The sequence below is a fragment of the Ruegeria sp. BE10 genome (genome assembly GCF_056538905.1).
Map to the genome: position 1 here is coordinate 65,112 of NZ_JBQFTX010000003.1, position 18,590 is coordinate 83,701.

The following is an 18,590-nucleotide window of genomic DNA, read 5'->3' on the forward strand; positions in this document are numbered from 1 at the left end:
CTCCATCAAAATGGAAACTCCCCTGATCCGGCTGGTGAGAACAGCCGGTTAACGGAACGTTAATTAAATTCAAAAGCGCTGTATAGAAGGGTGCGTGATTCAACCAGTGGGTGCAGATAAAACGCCGCAGTACCGGCCATGATCGTGCAAGCGCGGGCCTGCGCGATACCGCCAAGTTTTTATAGGTCAAACCGTCTGAACCGGCGCGAACCTGCCCTTGCGGGAGGGCTGTCTATGTAATTCGAAACACCATGTTTCGACCGTGATTGCGTACATTATCGCAACAGTCCGCAGAAAAGTCCGCAACTGAACGCTGAAGGGAAAATCAACCCCGGCGCAAGAACAAGGCGGCAACCGATTCCTCGGGTTGCCGCCTGCAGCTTACATAGCACCGGGAACCGGTGCCGCCGGATCAGTCGATTTCACGACCCTCAGTATCGGACATGTCAAAGTTCAGATATCTGGCCACTGTCTGCACGTCCTTGTCGCCCCGCCCGCACATGTTCATGCAGATTAGATGATCCCTTGGCAGGTCGGGTGCAATTTTCATGACATGCGCCAACGCGTGGCAGGGTTCCAACGCCGGGATGATACCCTCGGTCGCGCAGCACAGCTGGAACGCTTCCAGTGCCTCTGTGTCAGTGATCGAGACATAGTTCGCCCGGCCAATGTCGTGCAGCCACGAATGCTCGGGTCCGATACCGGGGTAATCTAAACCGGCCGAGATTGAATAGCCTTCCAGAATCTGCCCGTCATCATCCTGCAGCAAATAGGTGCGATTGCCGTGCAAAACGCCCGGACGCCCGCCGGTCAGCGAGGCGCAGTGCTCCATCTTCTCGTTCACGCCTTTGCCGCCGGCCTCAACGCCAATGATGTTGACGTCTTTGTCGTCGAGGAACGGGTAAAACAGGCCCATTGCGTTCGATCCACCACCAATGGCGGCAATGATCGTGTCGGGCAGACGACCTTCGGCCTTCATCATTTGTTCCTTGGCTTCCTTGCCAATGATCGACTGGAAATCCCGGACCATCGCCGGGTACGGGTGCGGACCAGCGACGGTGCCGATGCAATAGAACGTGTCGCGGACATTGGTTACCCAGTCGCGCAGCGCGTCGTTCATCGCGTCTTTCAGTGTGCCACGGCCGGAGGTCACCGGAATCACCTCAGCCCCAAGCAGGCGCATGCGGAACACATTCGGAGCCTGACGCTGCACGTCATGCGCGCCCATGTAGACCACACATTTCAGGCCGAATTTGGCGCAGACAGTCGCGGTGGCTACGCCGTGCTGCCCTGCCCCGGTTTCCGCGATTATCCGGGTCTTGCCCATGCGCCGCGCCAGAATGATCTGGCCCAGAACGTTGTTGATCTTATGCGCGCCGGTGTGGTTCAGCTCATCGCGTTTCAGGTAGATTTTCGCACCGCCCAGATGCTCGGTCAGGCGTTCCGCGAAATACAGCGGTGACGGGCGGCCCACATAATTCGCCCACAGGTCGTCCATCTCAGCCCAGAAGGTGGGATCGTCCTTGGCCTTTTCATATTCCTCTTCCAGCGACAGGATCAGAGGCATCAGCGTTTCGCTGACGAACCGCCCGCCGAATATACCGAAACGGCCCTTTTCGTCGGGACCGGACATGAAGGAATTGAAAAGATCGTTGGCCATGGGTGTCTCCCTCGTCGTACCCGTTGTTCATAGGAGGTGACGACAGGATTTGCCATGGCAAAACGCATCATTCCGCCGCTTGAACATGCTGTGCCCAAACCTGTAACGCCTGCTGGTTGCTGGGCACGGCAATACAGGGAAAGTGATAGAACTGATTCACATCTGCCAGTCGATTGGCCGCTAGAACGACCTGGCGGTGGGGACCCGACTGGGCAAAGGTTAACATGGCTTCGAGGTCGTGCCAGACGCTTAGCGAGAAATACAGCCCCTGGTGTGGAAACACGCCAGCATGCAGGCACAAGGGGTCACCGCGCGCTTGTAGCAATGCCTGACGGGCGCGCCAGAAGAACTCTGGCCCATAGTACCATCGTTTCAATGAAACTCCGCCGATCGCCGCCAGCATGATTACGTCCTCCCCTATCGGGGATACGCAGGTGTTTGCCGATCAGATCACCGGGTCGCGTCGATAAAAGCCCGGACCAATGCCGAATCCTTGACGCCGGGTGCGCCTTCGACTCCTGACGAGACATCCACCTGTCGCGCGCCGGTCATGCGGATCGCCTCGGCGACGTTCTCGGGCGTCAGCCCCCCGGCCAGCATCCACGGACGTTGCCAGTATTTGCGTCCCGCCAACAAACGCCAGTCAAACGCCAGACCATTGCCACCCGGCAGTTCCGCGTTACGTGGCGGCTTTGCGTCGATCAGCAGCTGGTCGGCGACTTCGGAATAGAGATCAATCGCAGCAAGGTCTTCTGCTTCGGCCACGCCGATAGCCTTCATCACCGGCAAACCAAATCGGTCGCGAACCTCGGCCACCCGATCCGGGCTTTCCTTGCCGTGCAGTTGCAACATGTCCAGCGGTACATTGGCGACGATCCGGTCTAATTCCTCATCCGTCGCATTCACCGTCAGCGCGACCTTGGCAACCCCGGCGGGCGCCAAATGGGCCAGTTCTGCGGCGGCCAGGACCTCAAGATGGCGGGGCGATTTGGGAAAGAAGACAAACCCGATATAGCGTGCGCCAGCATCCACCGCTGCGCGCACGTGATCAGGGGCGGTCAGACCGCAGATTTTGACGGATACATCAGACATAAAAGGGCCTCAGCTGGCCTCGTCCAAAAGCGCCAGAACTTCGTCTTGCCCTTCGTTCTGCTTTTTCTTGAGCTTCTTGACTTCACGCTCAAGCTTGCGCACTTCGCTTTTCTTTGTGGACGCATCGCGGCGATGCTTATGCTCGCGCAGCCATTCCCACAGGAAGCCGATGATCAGGCCCGCAACCACACCGCCCAGCACCACGACAAACAGCGGCAGGGACGTGCTGAGGTTAAAGCCCAAAAGCTCGGCAAAAGCTTCGGGCATCAGGGTCAGTTCAACCGTTTCGCGATTGGCCAGCGAGACGGAGATGAGAACGATCCCGAGGATCGCCAGAAAAGCATATCGAAGGTAGCGTATCATGCCCTAGGCTTTACCGTTCAATCGGTCCCTAAGCAACTTGCCAGTTTTGAAAAATGGAACACATTTTTCTTCGACCTGAACAGTTTCCCCGGTGCGCGGATTGCGGCCAACGCGCGCGTCGCGCTGTTTTACCGAAAAGGCACCAAAGCCACGTAGCTCTACGCGGTCACCGCGTGCCATGGCATCCGTCACTTCCTCGAACACGGTATTCACGATCCGCTCGACGTCGCGTTGATACAGATGCGGGTTTTCGTCGGCGATTTTCTGAATCAGTTCTGAACGGATCATAAGCGTTACCCTCCCAGGCGACCGGTTAGCCATCTCTATTTATTTGGACAGTATAGGAAAAAACCGTGATCGGGGGAACGTAAACTCTGTGTGCAAAGCCTTCATTTTCGCGCCAAGTCACGCGTTTTTTTGCTTGCGAGCGTGAAATTCACCGCAAAAGCGTGAACGACAGCTGGAATAAGCCCAAATTTTGGAACATATTGATTCGCAACAAAAACGGCCCCGCGCGGATACGCGGGGCCGTAAATTCGGCTAAGTCTGAGGCCCGGGCTTAGTCGCCCGATTTCAGCGCTGCACCCAGGATATCGCCCAGCGATGCGCCCGAGTCGGAGGAACCGTACTGTTCCACGGCCTCTTTCTCTTCGGCGATCTCGCGTGCTTTGATCGACAGGCCCAGACGGCGGGTCTTGCTGTCGACGTTGGTGACGCGGACGTCGACCTTGTCACCAACCGAGAAACGCTCGGGGCGCTGTTCGGCACGGTCACGGCTCAGGTCCGAACGGCGGATGAAGGACTTCATGCCTTCGTATTCCACCTCGATGCCGCCATCTTCGATTGCGGTCACTTCGACGGTCACGATCGAGCCACGCTTCACGCCGCCCACGGCTTCGGCAAACTTGTCACCGCCCAGGGCTTTGATCGACAGCGAGATACGCTCTTTTTCCACGTCAACTTCCGAGACAACGGCCGAAACCATGTCGCCTTTGCGGTAGTTTTGGATCGCATCCTCGCCACGCTCGTCCCAAGACAGGTCCGACAGGTGAACCATGCCGTCGATGTCGCCTTCGAGGCCAATGAACAGACCGAATTCGGTGATGTTCTTGACTTCGCCTTCGACCTCGGTGCCCTCGGGGTGTGTTTCTGCAAACACTTCCCATGGGTTGCGCTGAGTCTGCTTCAGGCCCAGAGACACGCGACGCTTGGCGCCGTCGATTTCCAGAACCATGACGTCGACTTCCTGGCTGGTCGAAACGATCTTGCCGGGGTGGACGTTTTTCTTGGTCCAGGACATCTCGGACACGTGCACCAGACCTTCGACACCAGCTTCCAGCTCGACGAACGCGCCGTAGTCGGTGATGTTGGTGACGCGACCCTGATGGACCGAGCCCAGCGGGTATTTCGCAGCAACCAGATCCCACGGATCTTCCTGCAGCTGCTTCATGCCCAGGCTGATGCGGTGGGTCTCTTTGTTGATCTTGATGACCTGAACCTTGATGGTTTCGCCGATCGTCAGGATCTCGGACGGGTGGTTCACACGGCGCCATGCCATGTCGGTGACGTGCAGCAGGCCGTCAACGCCGCCCAGGTCAACAAATGCACCGTATTCGGTGATGTTCTTGACGACACCCTCGACGGTCTGACCTTCGGACAGGTTGCCGATGACTTCGGCACGCTGCTCGGCACGCGATTCTTCCAGGATTGCGCGGCGCGAAACAACGATGTTGCCACGGCGGCGGTCCATTTTCAGAATCTGGAACGGCTGTTTCAGACCCATCAGCGGGCCAGCGTCGCGCACGGGGCGAACGTCAACCTGCGAGCCGGGCAGGAACGCAACTGCACCACCCAGATCGACGGTGAAGCCACCTTTGACGCGACCAAAGATTGCACCTTCGACGCGCTGGTCGTCGGCATATGCTTTTTCCAGACGGTCCCATGCCTCTTCACGGCGGGCCATCTCGCGCGAGATGACAGCTTCGCCACGGGCGTTTTCTGCGGCGCGCAGGTAAACTTCGACCTCGTCGCCTACAGCGATTTCAGGGGCTTCGCCGGGATTTGCGAATTCTTTCAGATCAACGCGGCCTTCCATTTTGTAGCCTACGTCGATGATGGCTTGGCCGGCTTCGATCGCCAGAACCTTGCCTTTGACAACAGAACCCTCTTCGGGTGTGTCCATTTCGAAGCTTTCGTTCAGGAGGGCTTCGAATTCCTCCATGGATGCGTTAGCCATGTGGCGTTGTTTTCCTTTACATAACGTTTTTACTGGCCGAGCGGTTGTTTCCGCCGGTCTTGTTTCATGATGCCTTCGGGCGTGATCCGGGGCGCATCTGACTACACAAACACAAAGGGCCGAGGTAACCCGGCCCTGCTCAGATACGTCATCCGGACGTTGACCGCCCTTGTTCAGACGCGTGCTCTATAGCGAGTCTGCTGAAGCACTGCAAGTCAAAGCCGGAAAGCGACCCAGTTGTCGCAAGTTGAAGTCCTCCGTCGGCGAAACGGTGCTAGGTTCAATCCAGCGATCAAGGAGCAGACGATTTGAATTTTCTGGTCATAATTTCAGACGAACACCGTAAGGACGCGATGGGATGCGCTGGCCACCCGATCGTCAAAACCCCCAATTTGGATGCCTTGGCGGCGCGGGGTACGATGTTCACCTCGGCCTATACGCCGTCGCCGATGTGCGTCCCCACCCGCGCTGCGTTGTCTACCGGAGACTGGGTACACACCACTGGTCACTGGGACAGCGCGACACCCTATGCCGGGCATCCGCGCAGTTGGATGCGTCAACTGCGAGACGCAGGGCGCGAGGTCGTCTCGATCGGCAAGCTGCATTTTCGCTCGGCCGAGGATGACAACGGGTTCTCGAAGGAAATACTCCCTATGCATGTCGTTGGAGGAATCGGTTGGGCCGTGGGCCTGCTGCGCGAGAACCCGCCCGCGTATGATTCAGCCGCCGAACTGGCGGGTGATGTCGGCACCGGGTCCAGCACCTATACCGACTATGATCTAGATATCACCGCCGCATCTGAGGCATGGCTGACCGATCCGAAACGTCACGATGCACCATGGGCCGCCTTTGTGTCCCTGGTCAGCCCGCATTATCCGCTGACTTGTCCCGAGGAATGGTACGACCTTTATGATCCCGCGGATATGGACCTGCCGGTGGGCTATGGCCAAGGCCTCCCTGATCACGCAGAGCTGCAAAACATTGCGTCGTTCTTCAACTATGATGACTATTTTGATGAACAAAAGATGCACGAAGCCAAGGCCGCATACTACGGGCTAACATCCTTCATGGACGATTGCGTGGGGCGCATCCTGACAGCTCTGGCCCAAAGTGGTCAGGCCGAAAATACGGTCATTGTCTATGTTTCAGACCATGGCGACATGATGGGCGATCAGGGGTTCTGGACCAAACAGGTGATGTATGAGGCCAGCGCAGGGGTTCCGATGATCCTCGCCGGGCCCGGTATTCCCAACGGCAAGCAAGTCTCAACCTGTACAAACCTGACAGACATTGCAGCAACCGCGCGGGACGTCTGCGGTGTTCCTGATGATGCAGGCAATGCCGATCAACCGGGCGTTTCGCTTATCGATCTGGCCACGGCACCGGATGATCCCAACCGAACCGGGTTCAGTGAATATCATGACGGGGGGTCAAAAACCGGCAGCTTTATGGTGCGCTGGGACAAGTGGAAATATGTCTATTACGTTGGGCATGACCCCCAACTATTTGATCTTGCATCGGACCCGAATGAACAGACCAATCGCGCCACGGACAGAGTTAACGACCCCGAAGTTCAAGCGGCGTTGGTCGAAGGCGAACGCCGTCTGCGCGAAATATGTGATCCCGAAGAGGTCAACGCGCGTGCCTTTGAGGATCAGCGTAAGAAGATTGCCGAGCTGGGCGGAGAAGAAGCCTGTCGAACGGCATTCGTCTTCAACCACACTCCAACCCCGTCCGAGCAAGAAAAGCAGCGCGAAGGATCCGCGCTCTAGTTCAGAATTCCTCACATTTTTTTGAGAAGCTCGTATCAGCTCACATTGAAGGTCACTGCGCCCGAACTGATCCGTGTCGCCGCAATCGCGCGCCTAGAGCGTCAAAGAGCCATTCTGAGGGTAGAGATATAACACTCCACCCTCAGTTTCACCTCAAGCGCCCTCAGTAGCGAACGCAAAGAAGGTCTAGAACAGTTGCAAATCCTTCGCGCCGCTTTGGATTTCGGCAAAGTTCGGCATGTTTTGGATCGGTACGGATGATGGCGCCGCGCCCGGCATCGCAACTGTCGGCTTCGTCGCCATTGTCTTGCCGAATGCTGGTCGCTGCAACTCCCCTCGGATATCATGCAACAGCATTTTGTGATCCGGCATTTTTGTGAGGATCTGCGCAAGATGCGCTTTCGCAGTCTTCATACCCTGGAACCAAATCTGTCGCTTTAGTGGCCGCAGACGATCACGGATGCCGGTCCCGTAACCGGTATCATAAACCTGTTTACCCAATAGAACCGTTTGGTAAACGCGAAAGTTGAACAACGTCGCAAATTCGATGTCATGTTCCATTGGCAGACGATGCTGCCATAGCTCCAGGTTTTCGGCTAACCGGTCAGGTATTTTCATCTCTGTCCGCGCATCGATCCAATACTGATCGTCAGTGCGGTTACCCAATCGATAGTGAAGACAGATGAACTCCAGAACCTCATCATAAAGCTTGTTCATCTGCCGGTTATACCGCGTCCGCAAGGATGGCTCGATGTCTCGCGTGGGCAAGTGTTCCGCAAACCACCGCACCGCATGATCGACCATATGTATCGCCGTACTCTCTAGCGGTTCAATAAACCCGCCGGACAGGCCGATCGCCAAACAGTTCTTAACCCAGGCATTGCGCACACGCCCAATGCGCATGGGGATCACGCGCGGCGTCGCGCCCTTGCCGCTGTCACCCAGCCATTTGAGGTATTCATCCGCCGCCTGATCATCCGTGCGATGCGCGGATGAGAACACATAACCCGTTCCCACACGGTTATAGAGAGGCACCCGCCAGGTCCAACCTGCGCCAAGAGCGGTCGAGCGCGTGACGCTTTCAATCTTCTTTGGGTTGGGATGCTCGATCTGCAACGCCATGGCACGATCATTTGGCAAATAGTCCGAGTAATCCATAAACGGTTCGCCAAGCGCTTGGTTGATGATCAAGCCGCGGAACCCTGTGCAGTCTATGACCATCTCGATGTCATGGCGGCCCTGGCGTTCCAACATCAGATGGCTGACATTGCCCTGTTCATCCAGTTCGACCGATTTCACCTCATCTTGAATATGCTCCACACCGCGCTTGGTGCAGACTTTGGTGAGCATGCCTGCAAATTTCACAGCATCCAGATGATACGCATAGCCAAACCGCTGTTCGTATTCAGGCTGTCCCAATTGCCGTGCGCCTTTGCACAGACGAGCCAGATCATCATGTGGTGAGATGGACCGCGTAAAATCCCGATCCCCATTGCCAAAGCGCAAGAAATACTCGGCTGTTTCCAACCCTTCCAACAATTGGCCATGCGCAAAGGGGTTCACATAATCGATGCGATTGCCTTTGCGGTCCTTGTTCCAGTTGCAAAACTTCACACCCAGTTTGAACGACGCGTTGGTTTCGCGAAAAAAGTCCCGCTCGGAAATACCCGCCTGACGGAGCGTGACCGGCATGCGCGGCACTGTCGCCTCGCCCACACCCACTGTCGCGATATTGGGGCTCTCGATCAGACATATGCGAGGGCGATCCTTTTCCGCTGACGTGCGTGAAAGCACCATTTCCAGTATCAGCGCGGTCATCCACCCTGCTGTGCCGCCACCGACGATGGTGATCTTGCGCAAACGATTATTCATGTTTTTTTGTCCCTGTTGGCTCAAGGGATATTATAGCTACGTGCCCATTTTTTGTGTTTTGGACTTAGATCGCAGCTTTCCCTTATGGCGTATCGAAGACTATAACAGCTTTATTGCGTCCAGCTAGGGCCTATAACACTGGGAAACTCAGACCTATCCTACAGGATTGAGACCTGAGGGGTGGGCAGGTATCATCACAGGCTCGAATCCTGAACGCTCGTCAAATCTCCTCACCTTTCTTCAGAAGATCTTCGATCAATTGTCGCTGCAATTCGTTGCTGTCACCGCCACCAAATTGAATCGCCCCTCCGGTGTAGGACGTGCCGTAAGTTGCAGCGATATTCACTGTCTGCGCCAAGCCAGAGATCAGTTGGTCCTTCTTCAAAGACGAAAGCGGATGAATGAATGTTGCCCAAACGATTCCGTTGGCAATCGCATAGCGCGCATCCAAAGCCGTGTCGAAATTGGCCTGCATCATTCGGTGCAATTCCTCTTTTGACAGCTCATCAGCACTGCGAACCGCCACCATCGCACGCATGCGATCAGTGCTGATATCCGTGACGACCAGAACAGGCACATCCGACAGCGTCAAAGCAAAGCCCGGCCCCTGCGGCTGTGCCTCGGGATCAAGCGCAAAGAGGATCTTGCCCAGACGTTCATAGTCCATCGGTGGCTCGGTCTCAGGCGCATCTTGGGCCGCCAGACCTCCGGCCAGAAAAATCAACACTAGGGCTAGTCGGATCATGGCAACTCTCCTGCAGGCTACTCCTTTACAATAGGTACCTGCCTGCACCCTGACCAAACAAAGCTTAGTGAAGAGTATGTCGTGCGCCGCCACAAGTTTGAACGATCTGCAAGGTTTGCCGATCTTACTGCGATAGCCCGTTCAAAACACTGCCCCTAACTTTGTTTCAGCGGTTGGCTCCCCCGCCGACCCGAACCTGAACAGGAAAGGAAAACACAATGAAATCTCTGGTTCTGACAACCCTGATCGCCACCTTGCCCCTGATCGCCGCACCGGCCTTTGCAGCGGATGAGATCAATGTCTCGAACGGCATCTCGGCCGCGGGCGCGCCCTTGGCAGCACATGGCGTCGATCTGGTGGCCCTGGTCAACGAAGGTAACCCGGTCGAAGGGTTTGCCACCCATTCCTCGACCTACGACGGGGCATCGTACTACTTCACCAGCGCCGCCAATCTCGAGGCGTTCGAGGCCAACCCCACCGCCTATCTGCCACAGCACGGCGGGTTCTGTTCCTTCGGCGTGTCTGTCGGCAAGAAATTTGATGGCGACCCGGACCAGTATCTGGTCACAGACGGCAAGCTGTATCTGTTCCTGAACGCTGAAACCCGGGCTGCGTTTCTGAAAGACGTGCCTGCCACAGCAAAAACCGCTGATGATCAGTGGGCGCAGATCAAGTCCGTCGCCGTAGGCGAGCTGTAATTACCTCTCCCCGCGGCGTTAGGACGTTGCGGGGCGTTTGCTTTCGACAAGAGCTACGGCCTGGGCCAAAGCAGCTTCGATACTCAGATCAGACGTATCCAACAGCACTGCATCTGCGGCAGGCTTCATCGGCGCAGCACTGCGTTCGGCATCCCGCACGTCGCGTTCGCGCACATCTGCAAGCACAAACTCTCGGGTCACATCAGCGCCCTTTGCACGCAGTTCCAAAAAGCGGCGCTCTGCCCGCACTTCGGCACTGGCGGTAACAAACAGTTTCACTTCGGCCTCGGGGCAAATCACCGTTCCGATATCGCGCCCATCCAGCACAGCCCCCCCTGCCCGACGGGCAAAGGCGCGCTGGAAATCCACCAACGCCGCGCGCACCTCGGGGATCACTGCCGCTTTCGAGGCCGCCTGCGCAATCTCGGCCGTACGCAAATCGCCTTGTTTCAGTTCTTCCGCAGTCAACGCCTGCGCCGCCTCGATGGGGTCAGTCCCGTCCAGCGTTCGGCGCCCGACCGCGCGATACAGCAGCCCCGTATCCAGATGCGCAAAACCGAACAGCGCCGCCACCCCTTTCGAGATCGTCCCCTTGCCCGCCGCCGCAGGGCCGTCGATGGCGACTGTGAAACTCATGTGCGTTCGACCTTGGCACCCAGGGCGGCCATCAGCGGCTCGAAAATCGGGAACGAGGTCGCGATTGGCCCACCGTCATCCACGGAAACCGGAGACTTCGCACCCATCCCCATGACCATGAACGACATGGCAATGCGGTGATCAAGATAGCTTTCGCAGGTGCCGCCACCGGGGACGTTACCGATGCCCAACCCTTCGACCGACCACCATTCTTCGCCCTCGTCCACGGTCACACCATTGGCCCGCAACCCGCGCGCCATGGCGTCAATCCGGTCGCTTTCCTTGACGCGCAGCTCTTTCACGCCGCCCATCATCGTGGTGCCGTTGGCATTGGCCGCAACCACAGACAACACAGGATATTCGTCGATCATCGAGGCCGCGCGTTCGGGCGGCACATTGATCCCTTCCATATTCGGAGAGTATTTCGCGCGCAGATCAGCGACGGGTTCGCCGCCCTCTTCCCGCTCATTTTCGTACGTCAGATCCGCGCCCATTTCGCGCAATGTGGTGAACAGCCCCGCGCGGGTCGGGTTCAGGCCGATGCCCGGCACCAACACGTCAGAGCCCGGCGTGATTAGTGCCGCACATACCGGAAAGGCCGCGCTGGACGGGTCGCGCGGCACAGCGATGACCTGCGGTTTCAACTCAGGGCGGCCGGTCAGCGTGATCACCCGGCCTTCATCCGTATCCTCGACGTTGATTTCGGCCCCGAAACCGGCCAGCATCCGTTCCGAGTGGTCACGGGTGGCCTCTTTCTCAATCACAACGGTCTTGCCCGGCGCGTTCAGACCGGCCAGCAGCACCGCGGATTTCACCTGCGCCGACGGCACCGGCACCTCATACCGCACCGGTACAGGCTCTGCCGCACCCACGATGGTCATCGGCAGCCGCCCGCCCGAGCGCCCAACCGATTGCGTTCCGAACAGTGCCAGTGGATCGGTGACGCGGGCCATCGGTCGCTTGTTCAGGCTTGCATCACCCGTGAAGGTCGCGGAAATCGGGCAGGTCGCCATCGCGCCCATGATCAGCCGCACACCGGTACCCGAGTTGCCGCAGTCAATCACCTGATCAGGCTCGGCAAATCCACCAACGCCCACGCCATGCACACTCCATTCACCGTCACCGTGATCCGTGACCTCAGCCCCGAAGGCACGCATGGCCTTGGCGGTGTCCAGAACATCCTCACCTTCCAGCAGGCCCGAGATTCTGGTCTCACCCACTGCCATTGCGCCGAGGATCAGCGACCGGTGCGAGATCGACTTGTCGCCAGGCACCTCTGCCGTGCCGGTCAACGGGCCGCAGGGATGCGAGGTCATCGGGATGGGCGTGCCGTGTCCGGACATAGGGGCTCCTGTTTTCGCTATCAGTTTAAGGCGGATTAGCGAATTGGGGCCGGTTGGTCCAGCGGCAATCAGTCTTTGCGCCGGAAGGTCAGGTAATGTGGCGTCCGGCCTTCACGCAAAGCCTTTTGTTCATAGCGGGTGGAAATCCAGTCATCCCAGGGCTCGCGCCAATCAGCGGGGCGTTCGGCCAGCCATTCAAACCCGGCACGTGGAACCTCCTCCAACGTCTGGCGGACGTAGTCGGGAATGTCGGTGGCAACGCGAAAAATCGAACCGGGCTTTAGCGTGCGGGCAAGTGGCTCCAGATGTTCCTGCGTCACAAAACGCCGACGGTGATGACGCGTTTTGGGCCATGGGTCAGGATACAAAAGAAACGCCCGTGAAATGCTGGCCTCGGGCAGCACATCGAACAAATCCCGCGCATCGCCGGGATGAACGGCCAGGTTTTCGACCCCGGCCTTGCGGATCTTGCCCAGCAACATGGCGACGCCGTTGATATACGGCTCGGCCCCAATGATACCGATATCGGGGTTGCTGGCGGCCTGATGGACCAGGTGCTCACCACCGCCAAAGCCGACCTCAAGCCAGACATCTTTACCGCCGAACAGTGCCTTTAGGTCCAGCGGATGACGTTCAGGATTCGCGTCCCAGTCCACTGCACCAGGCGACAAAGCATCGAGGTCTTCGTTCAGATACGTCTTTTGACTCTGCTTCAGGGCCTTGCCCTTAAAGCGGCCATAGAAGTTTCTGCGGGGGCGTTGGGGTGTCTGGGTGCTCATGGCGGTGCCCATACTGCGCAGGCGGGGTCAAAGCAAGGGGCGGTCGCGTCAGTTCTGCCGACACGCCGCCCCAATTTGCATTTCCTACAATAGAGCGCGCCCGCAAGGGCGCACTGTTTCATTGTGGAACGGTCAGACTGCCGACTTCAGAGCGTCGGTCAGATCCGTACGCTCCCAGCTGAAACCGCCATCCGCATCAGGCTGACGACCAAAGTGGCCATAGGCCGCCGTACGCTGGTAGATCGGCTTGTTCAGTTGCAGATGCTCACGAATACCGCGCGGTGTCAGATCCATCACCTTATCAACGGCTTTCTCGATATCCGCATTCTCCACCTGACCCGTTCCATGCGTATCCGCGTAGATCGACAGCGGCTTGGACACACCAATCGCATAGCTCAGCTGAATGGTGCAGCGCTCTGCCATGCCCGCAGCAACCACGTTCTTGGCCAGATAGCGCGCAGCGTAGGCCGCCGAGCGATCCACCTTGGTCGGGTCTTTGCCCGAAAACGCGCCGCCCCCATGCGGTGCGGCACCGCCATAGGTGTCCACGATGATCTTGCGCCCGGTCAGACCGGCGTCACCATCAGGTCCGCCAATCACAAACTTGCCGGTGGGGTTTACGTGCCATTCGGTATCAGCGTTCAGCCAGCCGTCGGGCAGGGTTTCAGTGATATAAGGTTCGACAATGGCGCGGATGTCGTCCGAGCTCAGCGCCTCATCCAGATGCTGAGTCGACAGCACGATCGAGCTGACGCCGACCGGCTTGCCATCCCGATAGATCACGGACAGCTGCGATTTTGCATCCGGGCCCAGCGCGGGCTCAGACCCGTTCTTGCGCACCTCCGCCAAGCGCCGCAGGATCGCATGGGAATACTGGATCGGCGCGGGCATCAACGCGGGGGTCTCGGTGGTGGCATAGCCGAACATGATGCCTTGGTCACCGGCGCCCTCGTCCTTGTTGTCCGAGGCATCCACACCCTGTGCGATATGGGCGGATTGTTCATGCAGCAGGTTCGTCACCTCGACGGTTTCATGGTGAAATTTGTCCTGCTCGTAACCGATATCCTTGATACAGGCGCGCGCGATCTCGTCGATGCGGCCCATATAGTCGTGCAATTTTTCCTGATCAGACAGACCTACTTCGCCGCCAATGACGACACGGTCGGTGGTCGCAAAGGTTTCGCACGCCACGCGGGCTTCGGGTTCTTCGTTCAGAAATGCGTCAAGTACAGCATCCGAGATTCGGTCACAAACCTTATCCGGATGCCCTTCGGATACGGATTCCGAAGTAAAAGTGTAGTTCTGTCGGGACATGAAAGTGCTCCATTAAGATTTCCCCATCACGCCAGGAAGCCGTTGTGACGAGCATGCGAGGGGATACGCCCACACAAACACAGGGTCAATCGGTAATTATGCATGCGCGCGCTGGGCGTTGCGCCAAAACAGCGCGAAGAGAGCCGCCAGTAGGACAAAGACCGGAACATCCCCATTCCTAGAATACACCGTTGAGACAAACGGAGCAGGCAGTTTTGCATCGAAATATCCAGCCTGACCCAAGGGAAGCGCCTGCGTGATGCGCCCCAAAGGGTCAATCATCGCCGACACGCCGGTATTGGCTGACCGCATCATCGGCAGGCCTTGCTCAATCGCGCGCATCTGAGCCTGGGCCAGATGCTGATAGGGTCCAGACCGTGTGCCGAACCACGCATCGTTGGTGATCTGCAACAGAAAATCCGCGCGCCCCGGCGCGGACAAAACATCCTGCGTGAACACAGCCTCATAACAGATCAACGGCAGCGCCTTGCCCAGCTTGCCCGCATCCATCAAAGCTGCCCCGGGCCCAGCGCTGAACCCATTGCCGTTGGTCGCCGCCATGCCATAGATACCAAATTTTGCCATCACCTCGCCGAACGGTACATATTCCCCAAACGGGGCCAGGTGGTGCTTGTCGTACAGACCCTGCTGCTGGCCCTTCTCATCCAGATAGATCATCGAGTTATAGATACGCGGTCCGTCACCACGCTGAATGCCCAAAAAAACCGGCGTGCCCTGCGCCGCATCGGCAATGGCATCCAGATAGGGCTGCGCGCTGCTCAGCCAGGCAGGTACCGAGGTTTCGGGCCAGACAATCAGATCGGGCCGAGGCTGCGCCGCAGTAAACTCTATCTGGCGTGCAAAGAACAAAGGCGCGTATTCGGGGTCCCATTTTTGATGTTGCGGCGCGTTCGGTTGGATCAGGCGCACGACATGATCGGTTTCCGTAACCGCCGGGCGCGCGGAGGCATAGCCCAGCGCCAAACAGGCCGCGCCTACTGTCAGTCCAAGCGGTAATGCAAATCCACCACGTTGCGCCAGTGCCGCCCCCAAGGGCAAAGTCGCCAACAGGGTCAATGCGCCCAAACCATAGGGTCCGACCAATGACAACAGCTGGGCCACCGGAGAGCCGACCCAAACCTGCGCCAGCCCCGCCCATGGAAATCCTGTCAGCACATAGCCGCGGGCCATTTCCGCCAGCGACACGGTCACAACCAGAAAAACAGCTTGTGTGATTGCGCCACCCGCAGGCCGCCGCGCGACCCAGAAGGCCAGCGCCCAGAACAATGCCAACCCTCCGGCCATGAAGATCAGGGCAAAGGGTGCCATCCAGGCGTGACGTTCCGCGTCCACCAAGAACGGCTCGACAATCCAGCTGAGACCATGTGCGAAATACCCGGTGGCAAAAGCCCAGCCCAGCCAGGCGGCCCTGCCCCGAGTCTCGGTTGACAGAAACAACGGCGCCAGCAGCACCAGAGCAACCAGCGTTGCCGCCCACACACCAAACGGGGCAAGGCCAAACGCCGCCAGCGCACCCAGCAGCGCCGCCAAAGCACATTTCAGCCAAATGGACCAACCCTGTGCAGGGTTCATACAACGAGATCCGGCAACATGACGCGCAGACGCTTGATCCGGCGTGGATCCGCGTCGATCACCTCGAATTCAGGGCCTTCAGGATGCAAGACAACCTCACCCCGCGCGGGCACCCGGCCCGACAGCATGAAGACCAGACCGCCCAGAGTGTCGATCTCTTCCTCATCCACGTCCTCGTGACTGGTCAGCGAGCGCCCGATCTCGGCCTCGAACTCTTCCAACGGGACGCGGGCCTGAACGATGTAACAACCCGGCTTGTCCTGAACCCAAAGCTGATCTTCATCCGCGTCATGTTCATCCGCGATTTCACCCACGACCTGTTCGATCAGATCCTCAATCGTCAGCAGCCCGTCGACACCACCATATTCGTCGATCACCAACGCCATATGGCGACGTTCCGTCTGCATCTTGGTCAGCAGAACCCCAATCGGCATCGAAGGCGGAACGAACAGCAACGTCCGCAGCATCTTGACCAGATCGAATTCACTGGACCCACCGTTGAATCCGTGGGTTAGGGCAAAGTCCTTTAGGTGGACGAACCCTAAAGGCGTGTCCAGCGTGCCCTCATACACCGGAATCCGCGACAGACCGCTTTCGCGGAACACCTGCGCCAGCTCATCCTTGGTGATTGTTGAAGGGACCGAGATGATCTCGGCCGTTGGGATGGCCACGTCCTCAACCCGCATCCGCCGCAGGTTGATCATGCCGCGCGGCTGTGCCTTGTCGACCTCGTGACCGTTGGTCACCTGGCTTTCCTCATCCTCGCCCTGCGGCGAAAACGCATCCACAATTCGAGAAAAGAAACCGGCTTTCTCTTTACTATCTTCACCGCTGTTCCTGGATTGCGCGCCCTGCGCCGCCATAGAACTGCCGTCTGTCTCGCCCATAATCCTATTCCAAATAATCGGCCTTGATGGCCCGTCTACACATTATATGGGTCATCGATACCCATTTTGCCAAGTATAGCGACCTCAACCGTTTCCATCAAAGTGGCGTCGGTGTCACGAATGTGATCATAGCCCAGCAGATGCAAGGTCCCGTGAATGATCAGGTGCATGACGTGATCATTCATTGATTTCCCTGCCTCATCCGCCTCGCGCGCGCAGGTGTCGTAGGCAATCGCAATGTCCCCCAACGGGATTTCACCGGTGAAGTCCGGCTCAGGCGGCGTCGGGCTCTGCCCCGATTCCTCGGCTGCCAAATCCTCGGCGGGCCAGCTGAGCACATTGGTCGGTGTGGGCTTTTCCCGAAACTCCGCATTCAGTTCGGCGATGCGCGCATCATCACAGGCCAAAAGGCTGACTTCACACAGGTCAGAGTCCAGACTGCAATAGTCCAACACCGCCTGAATGGCACGCGTGGCCAAGGGTTCCAGCCCCTGCCAACGTGCGTCTTCAATTGTCAGTTCAAGGTTCATGTCACCACGTCCAAAGCCTGCGGCTGCGGACGATTACCCCGTCTCACGGCCCGAGTCGGCCTCATACGCTTCGATAATGGCGGCGACAAGCGGGTGGCGGACCACATCTTTCGAGGTGAAGTAGTTAAAGCTGATATTCGGGATCGTTTTCAGCAATCGCTCCGCGTCTTGCAGCCCCGACTGAACCCCGCGCGGCAAGTCGACTTGCGATCGGTCGCCGGTGATCACCATGCGGCTGCCCTCACCCAGACGGGTCAGGAACATTTTCATCTGCATGGTCGTAGCATTCTGCGCTTCATCCAACACCACAAACGCATTGGCCAGGGTTCGCCCGCGCATGAAGGCCAGAGGAGCAATTTCGATTCGTTTTTCCTCGATCAGCTTGGCCAGTTGTTTGCCGGGCAAAAAGTCATTCAGCGCGTCATACAACGGCTGCATGTACGGATCGACCTTGTCCTTCATGTCACCGGGCAGATAGCCCAGCTTTTCACCGGCCTCGACCGCGGGGCGGCTGAGGATAATCCGATCCACATGCCCACCGATAAACATCGACACGCCAGCGGCAACAGCCAGGTAGGTCTTACCCGTGCCTGCGGGACCGATCCCAAACGCAAGTTCATTTTGGAACAGCGACTGAACATAGGCCTTTTGCGCGTCTGTGCGCGGCTCGACCAGCTTTTTGCGGGTCTTGATCTCAACCGTGCCGCCCTTGAACATCTCAAGCTGATCACCGTCGCGGCTGCCGGTTTCCTGTTCCGATCCGCCCATCCGCAATTCGCGATCCAAATCGGCGGCCTCAACATCGCGCCCACCTTCCAGACGGGTGTAAAGGGCCTGCAGCACCTCTATAGCCTGCTTCTGAGCGTCTTCGTCACCCATGACAACCAACTGATTGCCACGGCGCACGATCTGGACAGACAGCTTCGTTTCGATTTCGGTCAGGTTGCGGTCATACTCGCCGCACAAATCAATCAACAACCGATTGTCAGGGAATTCAACAAACGCCTCACTTTGGGGCATGTCATCTTGCGGTGGGGTAAGGGCACCGATGGCCAATCCGTTCTCCTGTC

At 58.1% G+C, this 18,590-nt stretch carries 18 protein-coding genes and 1 riboswitch; of the genes, 2 read left to right on the forward strand and 16 right to left on the reverse strand.

Going from position 1 to position 18,590, the window contains the following annotated elements; all coding sequences use genetic code 11:
• Positions 1-412: 412 nt before the first annotated feature.
• The 6 genes from trpB to rpsA form a co-directional block, all read right to left on the reverse strand.
• A complete protein-coding gene (gene trpB / locus ACR0M2_RS08420; protein WP_480704604.1) occupies positions 413-1,660 on the reverse strand; it encodes a tryptophan synthase subunit beta in 1,248 nt (415 codons plus the stop codon).
• A gap of 67 nt (positions 1,661-1,727) precedes the next feature.
• On the reverse strand, positions 1,728-2,063 hold the full coding sequence (locus tag ACR0M2_RS08425; RefSeq protein ID WP_170414149.1) for a hypothetical protein: 336 nt from the start codon (positions 2,061-2,063) through the stop codon (positions 1,728-1,730).
• A gap of 47 nt (positions 2,064-2,110) precedes the next feature.
• On the reverse strand, positions 2,111-2,752 hold the full coding sequence (locus ACR0M2_RS08430) for a phosphoribosylanthranilate isomerase (protein ID WP_170553691.1): 642 nt from the start codon (positions 2,750-2,752) through the stop codon (positions 2,111-2,113).
• A gap of 9 nt (positions 2,753-2,761) precedes the next feature.
• A complete protein-coding gene (locus ACR0M2_RS08435; protein WP_170362442.1) occupies positions 2,762-3,115 on the reverse strand; it encodes a lipopolysaccharide assembly protein LapA domain-containing protein in 354 nt (117 codons plus the stop codon).
• Positions 3,116-3,118: 3 nt separating this feature from the next.
• Complete coding sequence (gene ihfB / locus ACR0M2_RS08440) at positions 3,119-3,403, reverse strand: integration host factor subunit beta (protein ID WP_037310872.1); 285 nt, start codon at positions 3,401-3,403, stop codon at positions 3,119-3,121.
• Positions 3,404-3,674: 271 nt separating this feature from the next.
• The gene (gene rpsA, locus ACR0M2_RS08445; protein ID WP_010438032.1) at positions 3,675-5,351 is read right to left on the reverse strand and encodes a 30S ribosomal protein S1; all 1,677 of its coding nucleotides are present in this window, start codon (positions 5,349-5,351) and stop codon (positions 3,675-3,677) included.
• A gap of 308 nt (positions 5,352-5,659) precedes the next feature.
• On the opposite strand from rpsA, the gene ACR0M2_RS08450 reads away from it, so the two are divergent.
• On the forward strand, positions 5,660-7,123 hold the full coding sequence (locus tag ACR0M2_RS08450) for a sulfatase family protein (protein ID WP_254437470.1): 1,464 nt from the start codon (positions 5,660-5,662) through the stop codon (positions 7,121-7,123).
• 186 nt (positions 7,124-7,309) lie between these two features.
• Here the strand turns inward: ACR0M2_RS08450 and ACR0M2_RS08455 are convergent, their stop codons facing one another.
• Complete coding sequence (locus tag ACR0M2_RS08455) at positions 7,310-8,995, reverse strand: tryptophan halogenase family protein (RefSeq protein ID WP_170414147.1); 1,686 nt, start codon at positions 8,993-8,995, stop codon at positions 7,310-7,312.
• 220 nt (positions 8,996-9,215) lie between these two features.
• Positions 9,216-9,740, reverse strand: a complete 525-nt coding sequence (locus ACR0M2_RS08460) for a hypothetical protein (protein WP_170378974.1) — start codon at positions 9,738-9,740, stop codon at positions 9,216-9,218.
• A gap of 218 nt (positions 9,741-9,958) precedes the next feature.
• Here ACR0M2_RS08460 and ACR0M2_RS08465 point away from each other — a divergent pair, with 218 nt between their 5' ends.
• On the forward strand, positions 9,959-10,438 hold the full coding sequence (locus ACR0M2_RS08465) for a YHS domain-containing (seleno)protein (protein WP_170351763.1): 480 nt from the start codon (positions 9,959-9,961) through the stop codon (positions 10,436-10,438).
• A gap of 18 nt (positions 10,439-10,456) precedes the next feature.
• Here the strand turns inward: ACR0M2_RS08465 and ACR0M2_RS08470 are convergent, their stop codons facing one another.
• From ACR0M2_RS08470 to ACR0M2_RS08505, 8 genes are all read right to left on the reverse strand, one after another.
• Positions 10,457-11,074 carry a (d)CMP kinase gene (locus ACR0M2_RS08470; protein ID WP_170351764.1) on the reverse strand — a complete coding sequence of 206 codons (618 nt, stop codon included), beginning with the start codon at positions 11,072-11,074 and terminating at the stop codon, positions 10,457-10,459.
• Positions 11,071-12,417 (reverse strand): 3-phosphoshikimate 1-carboxyvinyltransferase, encoded by a 1,347-nt coding sequence (gene aroA, locus ACR0M2_RS08475; RefSeq protein ID WP_170553685.1) that lies wholly within the window; start codon positions 12,415-12,417, stop codon positions 11,071-11,073. Before aroA ends, ACR0M2_RS08470 begins: the two co-directional genes overlap by 4 nt.
• A gap of 68 nt (positions 12,418-12,485) precedes the next feature.
• On the reverse strand, positions 12,486-13,196 hold the full coding sequence (gene trmB, locus ACR0M2_RS08480; RefSeq protein ID WP_170378967.1) for a tRNA (guanine(46)-N(7))-methyltransferase TrmB: 711 nt from the start codon (positions 13,194-13,196) through the stop codon (positions 12,486-12,488).
• Between the two features lie 132 nt (positions 13,197-13,328).
• Positions 13,329-14,510: a methionine adenosyltransferase gene (gene metK, locus ACR0M2_RS08485; protein ID WP_170414138.1), complete on the reverse strand. Its 1,182-nt coding sequence runs from the start codon at positions 14,508-14,510 to the stop codon at positions 13,329-13,331.
• A gap of 5 nt (positions 14,511-14,515) precedes the next feature.
• A riboswitch (SAM-SAH riboswitch) is annotated at positions 14,516-14,564 on the reverse strand.
• Between the two features lie 42 nt (positions 14,565-14,606).
• Positions 14,607-16,103 carry an apolipoprotein N-acyltransferase gene (lnt, locus tag ACR0M2_RS08490; RefSeq protein ID WP_170414136.1) on the reverse strand — a complete coding sequence of 499 codons (1,497 nt, stop codon included), beginning with the start codon at positions 16,101-16,103 and terminating at the stop codon, positions 14,607-14,609.
• A complete protein-coding gene (locus tag ACR0M2_RS08495; protein ID WP_170399141.1) occupies positions 16,100-16,990 on the reverse strand; it encodes a hemolysin family protein in 891 nt (296 codons plus the stop codon). Before ACR0M2_RS08495 ends, lnt begins: the two co-directional genes overlap by 4 nt.
• A 35-nt stretch (positions 16,991-17,025) precedes the next feature.
• Positions 17,026-17,520 (reverse strand): rRNA maturation RNase YbeY, encoded by a 495-nt coding sequence (ybeY, locus tag ACR0M2_RS08500; protein ID WP_170399138.1) that lies wholly within the window; start codon positions 17,518-17,520, stop codon positions 17,026-17,028.
• Between the two features lie 33 nt (positions 17,521-17,553).
• Positions 17,554-18,576 (reverse strand): PhoH family protein, encoded by a 1,023-nt coding sequence (locus ACR0M2_RS08505; RefSeq protein ID WP_480704607.1) that lies wholly within the window; start codon positions 18,574-18,576, stop codon positions 17,554-17,556.
• Positions 18,577-18,590: the final 14 nt, after the last annotated feature.

What these genes read in the sequence shown, in the direction of transcription:
- trpB (WP_480704604.1), bottom strand. Translation starts at nt 1,660, where the DNA reads ATGGCCAACGATCTTTTCAATTCCTTCATGTCCGGTCCCGACGAAAAG.
- ACR0M2_RS08425 (WP_170414149.1), bottom strand. Translation starts at nt 2,063, where the DNA reads ATGCTGGCGGCGATCGGCGGAGTTTCATTGAAACGATGGTACTATGGG.
- ACR0M2_RS08430 (WP_170553691.1), bottom strand. Translation starts at nt 2,752, where the DNA reads ATGTCTGATGTATCCGTCAAAATCTGCGGTCTGACCGCCCCTGATCAC.
- ACR0M2_RS08435 (WP_170362442.1), bottom strand. Translation starts at nt 3,115, where the DNA reads ATGATACGCTACCTTCGATATGCTTTTCTGGCGATCCTCGGGATCGTT.
- ihfB (WP_037310872.1), bottom strand. Translation starts at nt 3,403, where the DNA reads ATGATCCGTTCAGAACTGATTCAGAAAATCGCCGACGAAAACCCGCAT.
- rpsA (WP_010438032.1), bottom strand. Translation starts at nt 5,351, where the DNA reads ATGGCTAACGCATCCATGGAGGAATTCGAAGCCCTCCTGAACGAAAGC.
- ACR0M2_RS08455 (WP_170414147.1), bottom strand. Translation starts at nt 8,995, where the DNA reads ATGAATAATCGTTTGCGCAAGATCACCATCGTCGGTGGCGGCACAGCA.
- ACR0M2_RS08460 (WP_170378974.1), bottom strand. Translation starts at nt 9,740, where the DNA reads ATGATCCGACTAGCCCTAGTGTTGATTTTTCTGGCCGGAGGTCTGGCG.
- ACR0M2_RS08465 (WP_170351763.1), top strand. Translation starts at nt 9,959, where the DNA reads ATGAAATCTCTGGTTCTGACAACCCTGATCGCCACCTTGCCCCTGATC.
- ACR0M2_RS08470 (WP_170351764.1), bottom strand. Translation starts at nt 11,074, where the DNA reads ATGAGTTTCACAGTCGCCATCGACGGCCCTGCGGCGGCGGGCAAGGGG.
- aroA (WP_170553685.1), bottom strand. Translation starts at nt 12,417, where the DNA reads ATGTCCGGACACGGCACGCCCATCCCGATGACCTCGCATCCCTGCGGC.
- trmB (WP_170378967.1), bottom strand. Translation starts at nt 13,196, where the DNA reads ATGAGCACCCAGACACCCCAACGCCCCCGCAGAAACTTCTATGGCCGC.
- metK (WP_170414138.1), bottom strand. Translation starts at nt 14,510, where the DNA reads ATGTCCCGACAGAACTACACTTTTACTTCGGAATCCGTATCCGAAGGG.
- lnt (WP_170414136.1), bottom strand. Translation starts at nt 16,103, where the DNA reads ATGAACCCTGCACAGGGTTGGTCCATTTGGCTGAAATGTGCTTTGGCG.
- ACR0M2_RS08495 (WP_170399141.1), bottom strand. Translation starts at nt 16,990, where the DNA reads ATGGGCGAGACAGACGGCAGTTCTATGGCGGCGCAGGGCGCGCAATCC.
- ybeY (WP_170399138.1), bottom strand. Translation starts at nt 17,520, where the DNA reads ATGAACCTTGAACTGACAATTGAAGACGCACGTTGGCAGGGGCTGGAA.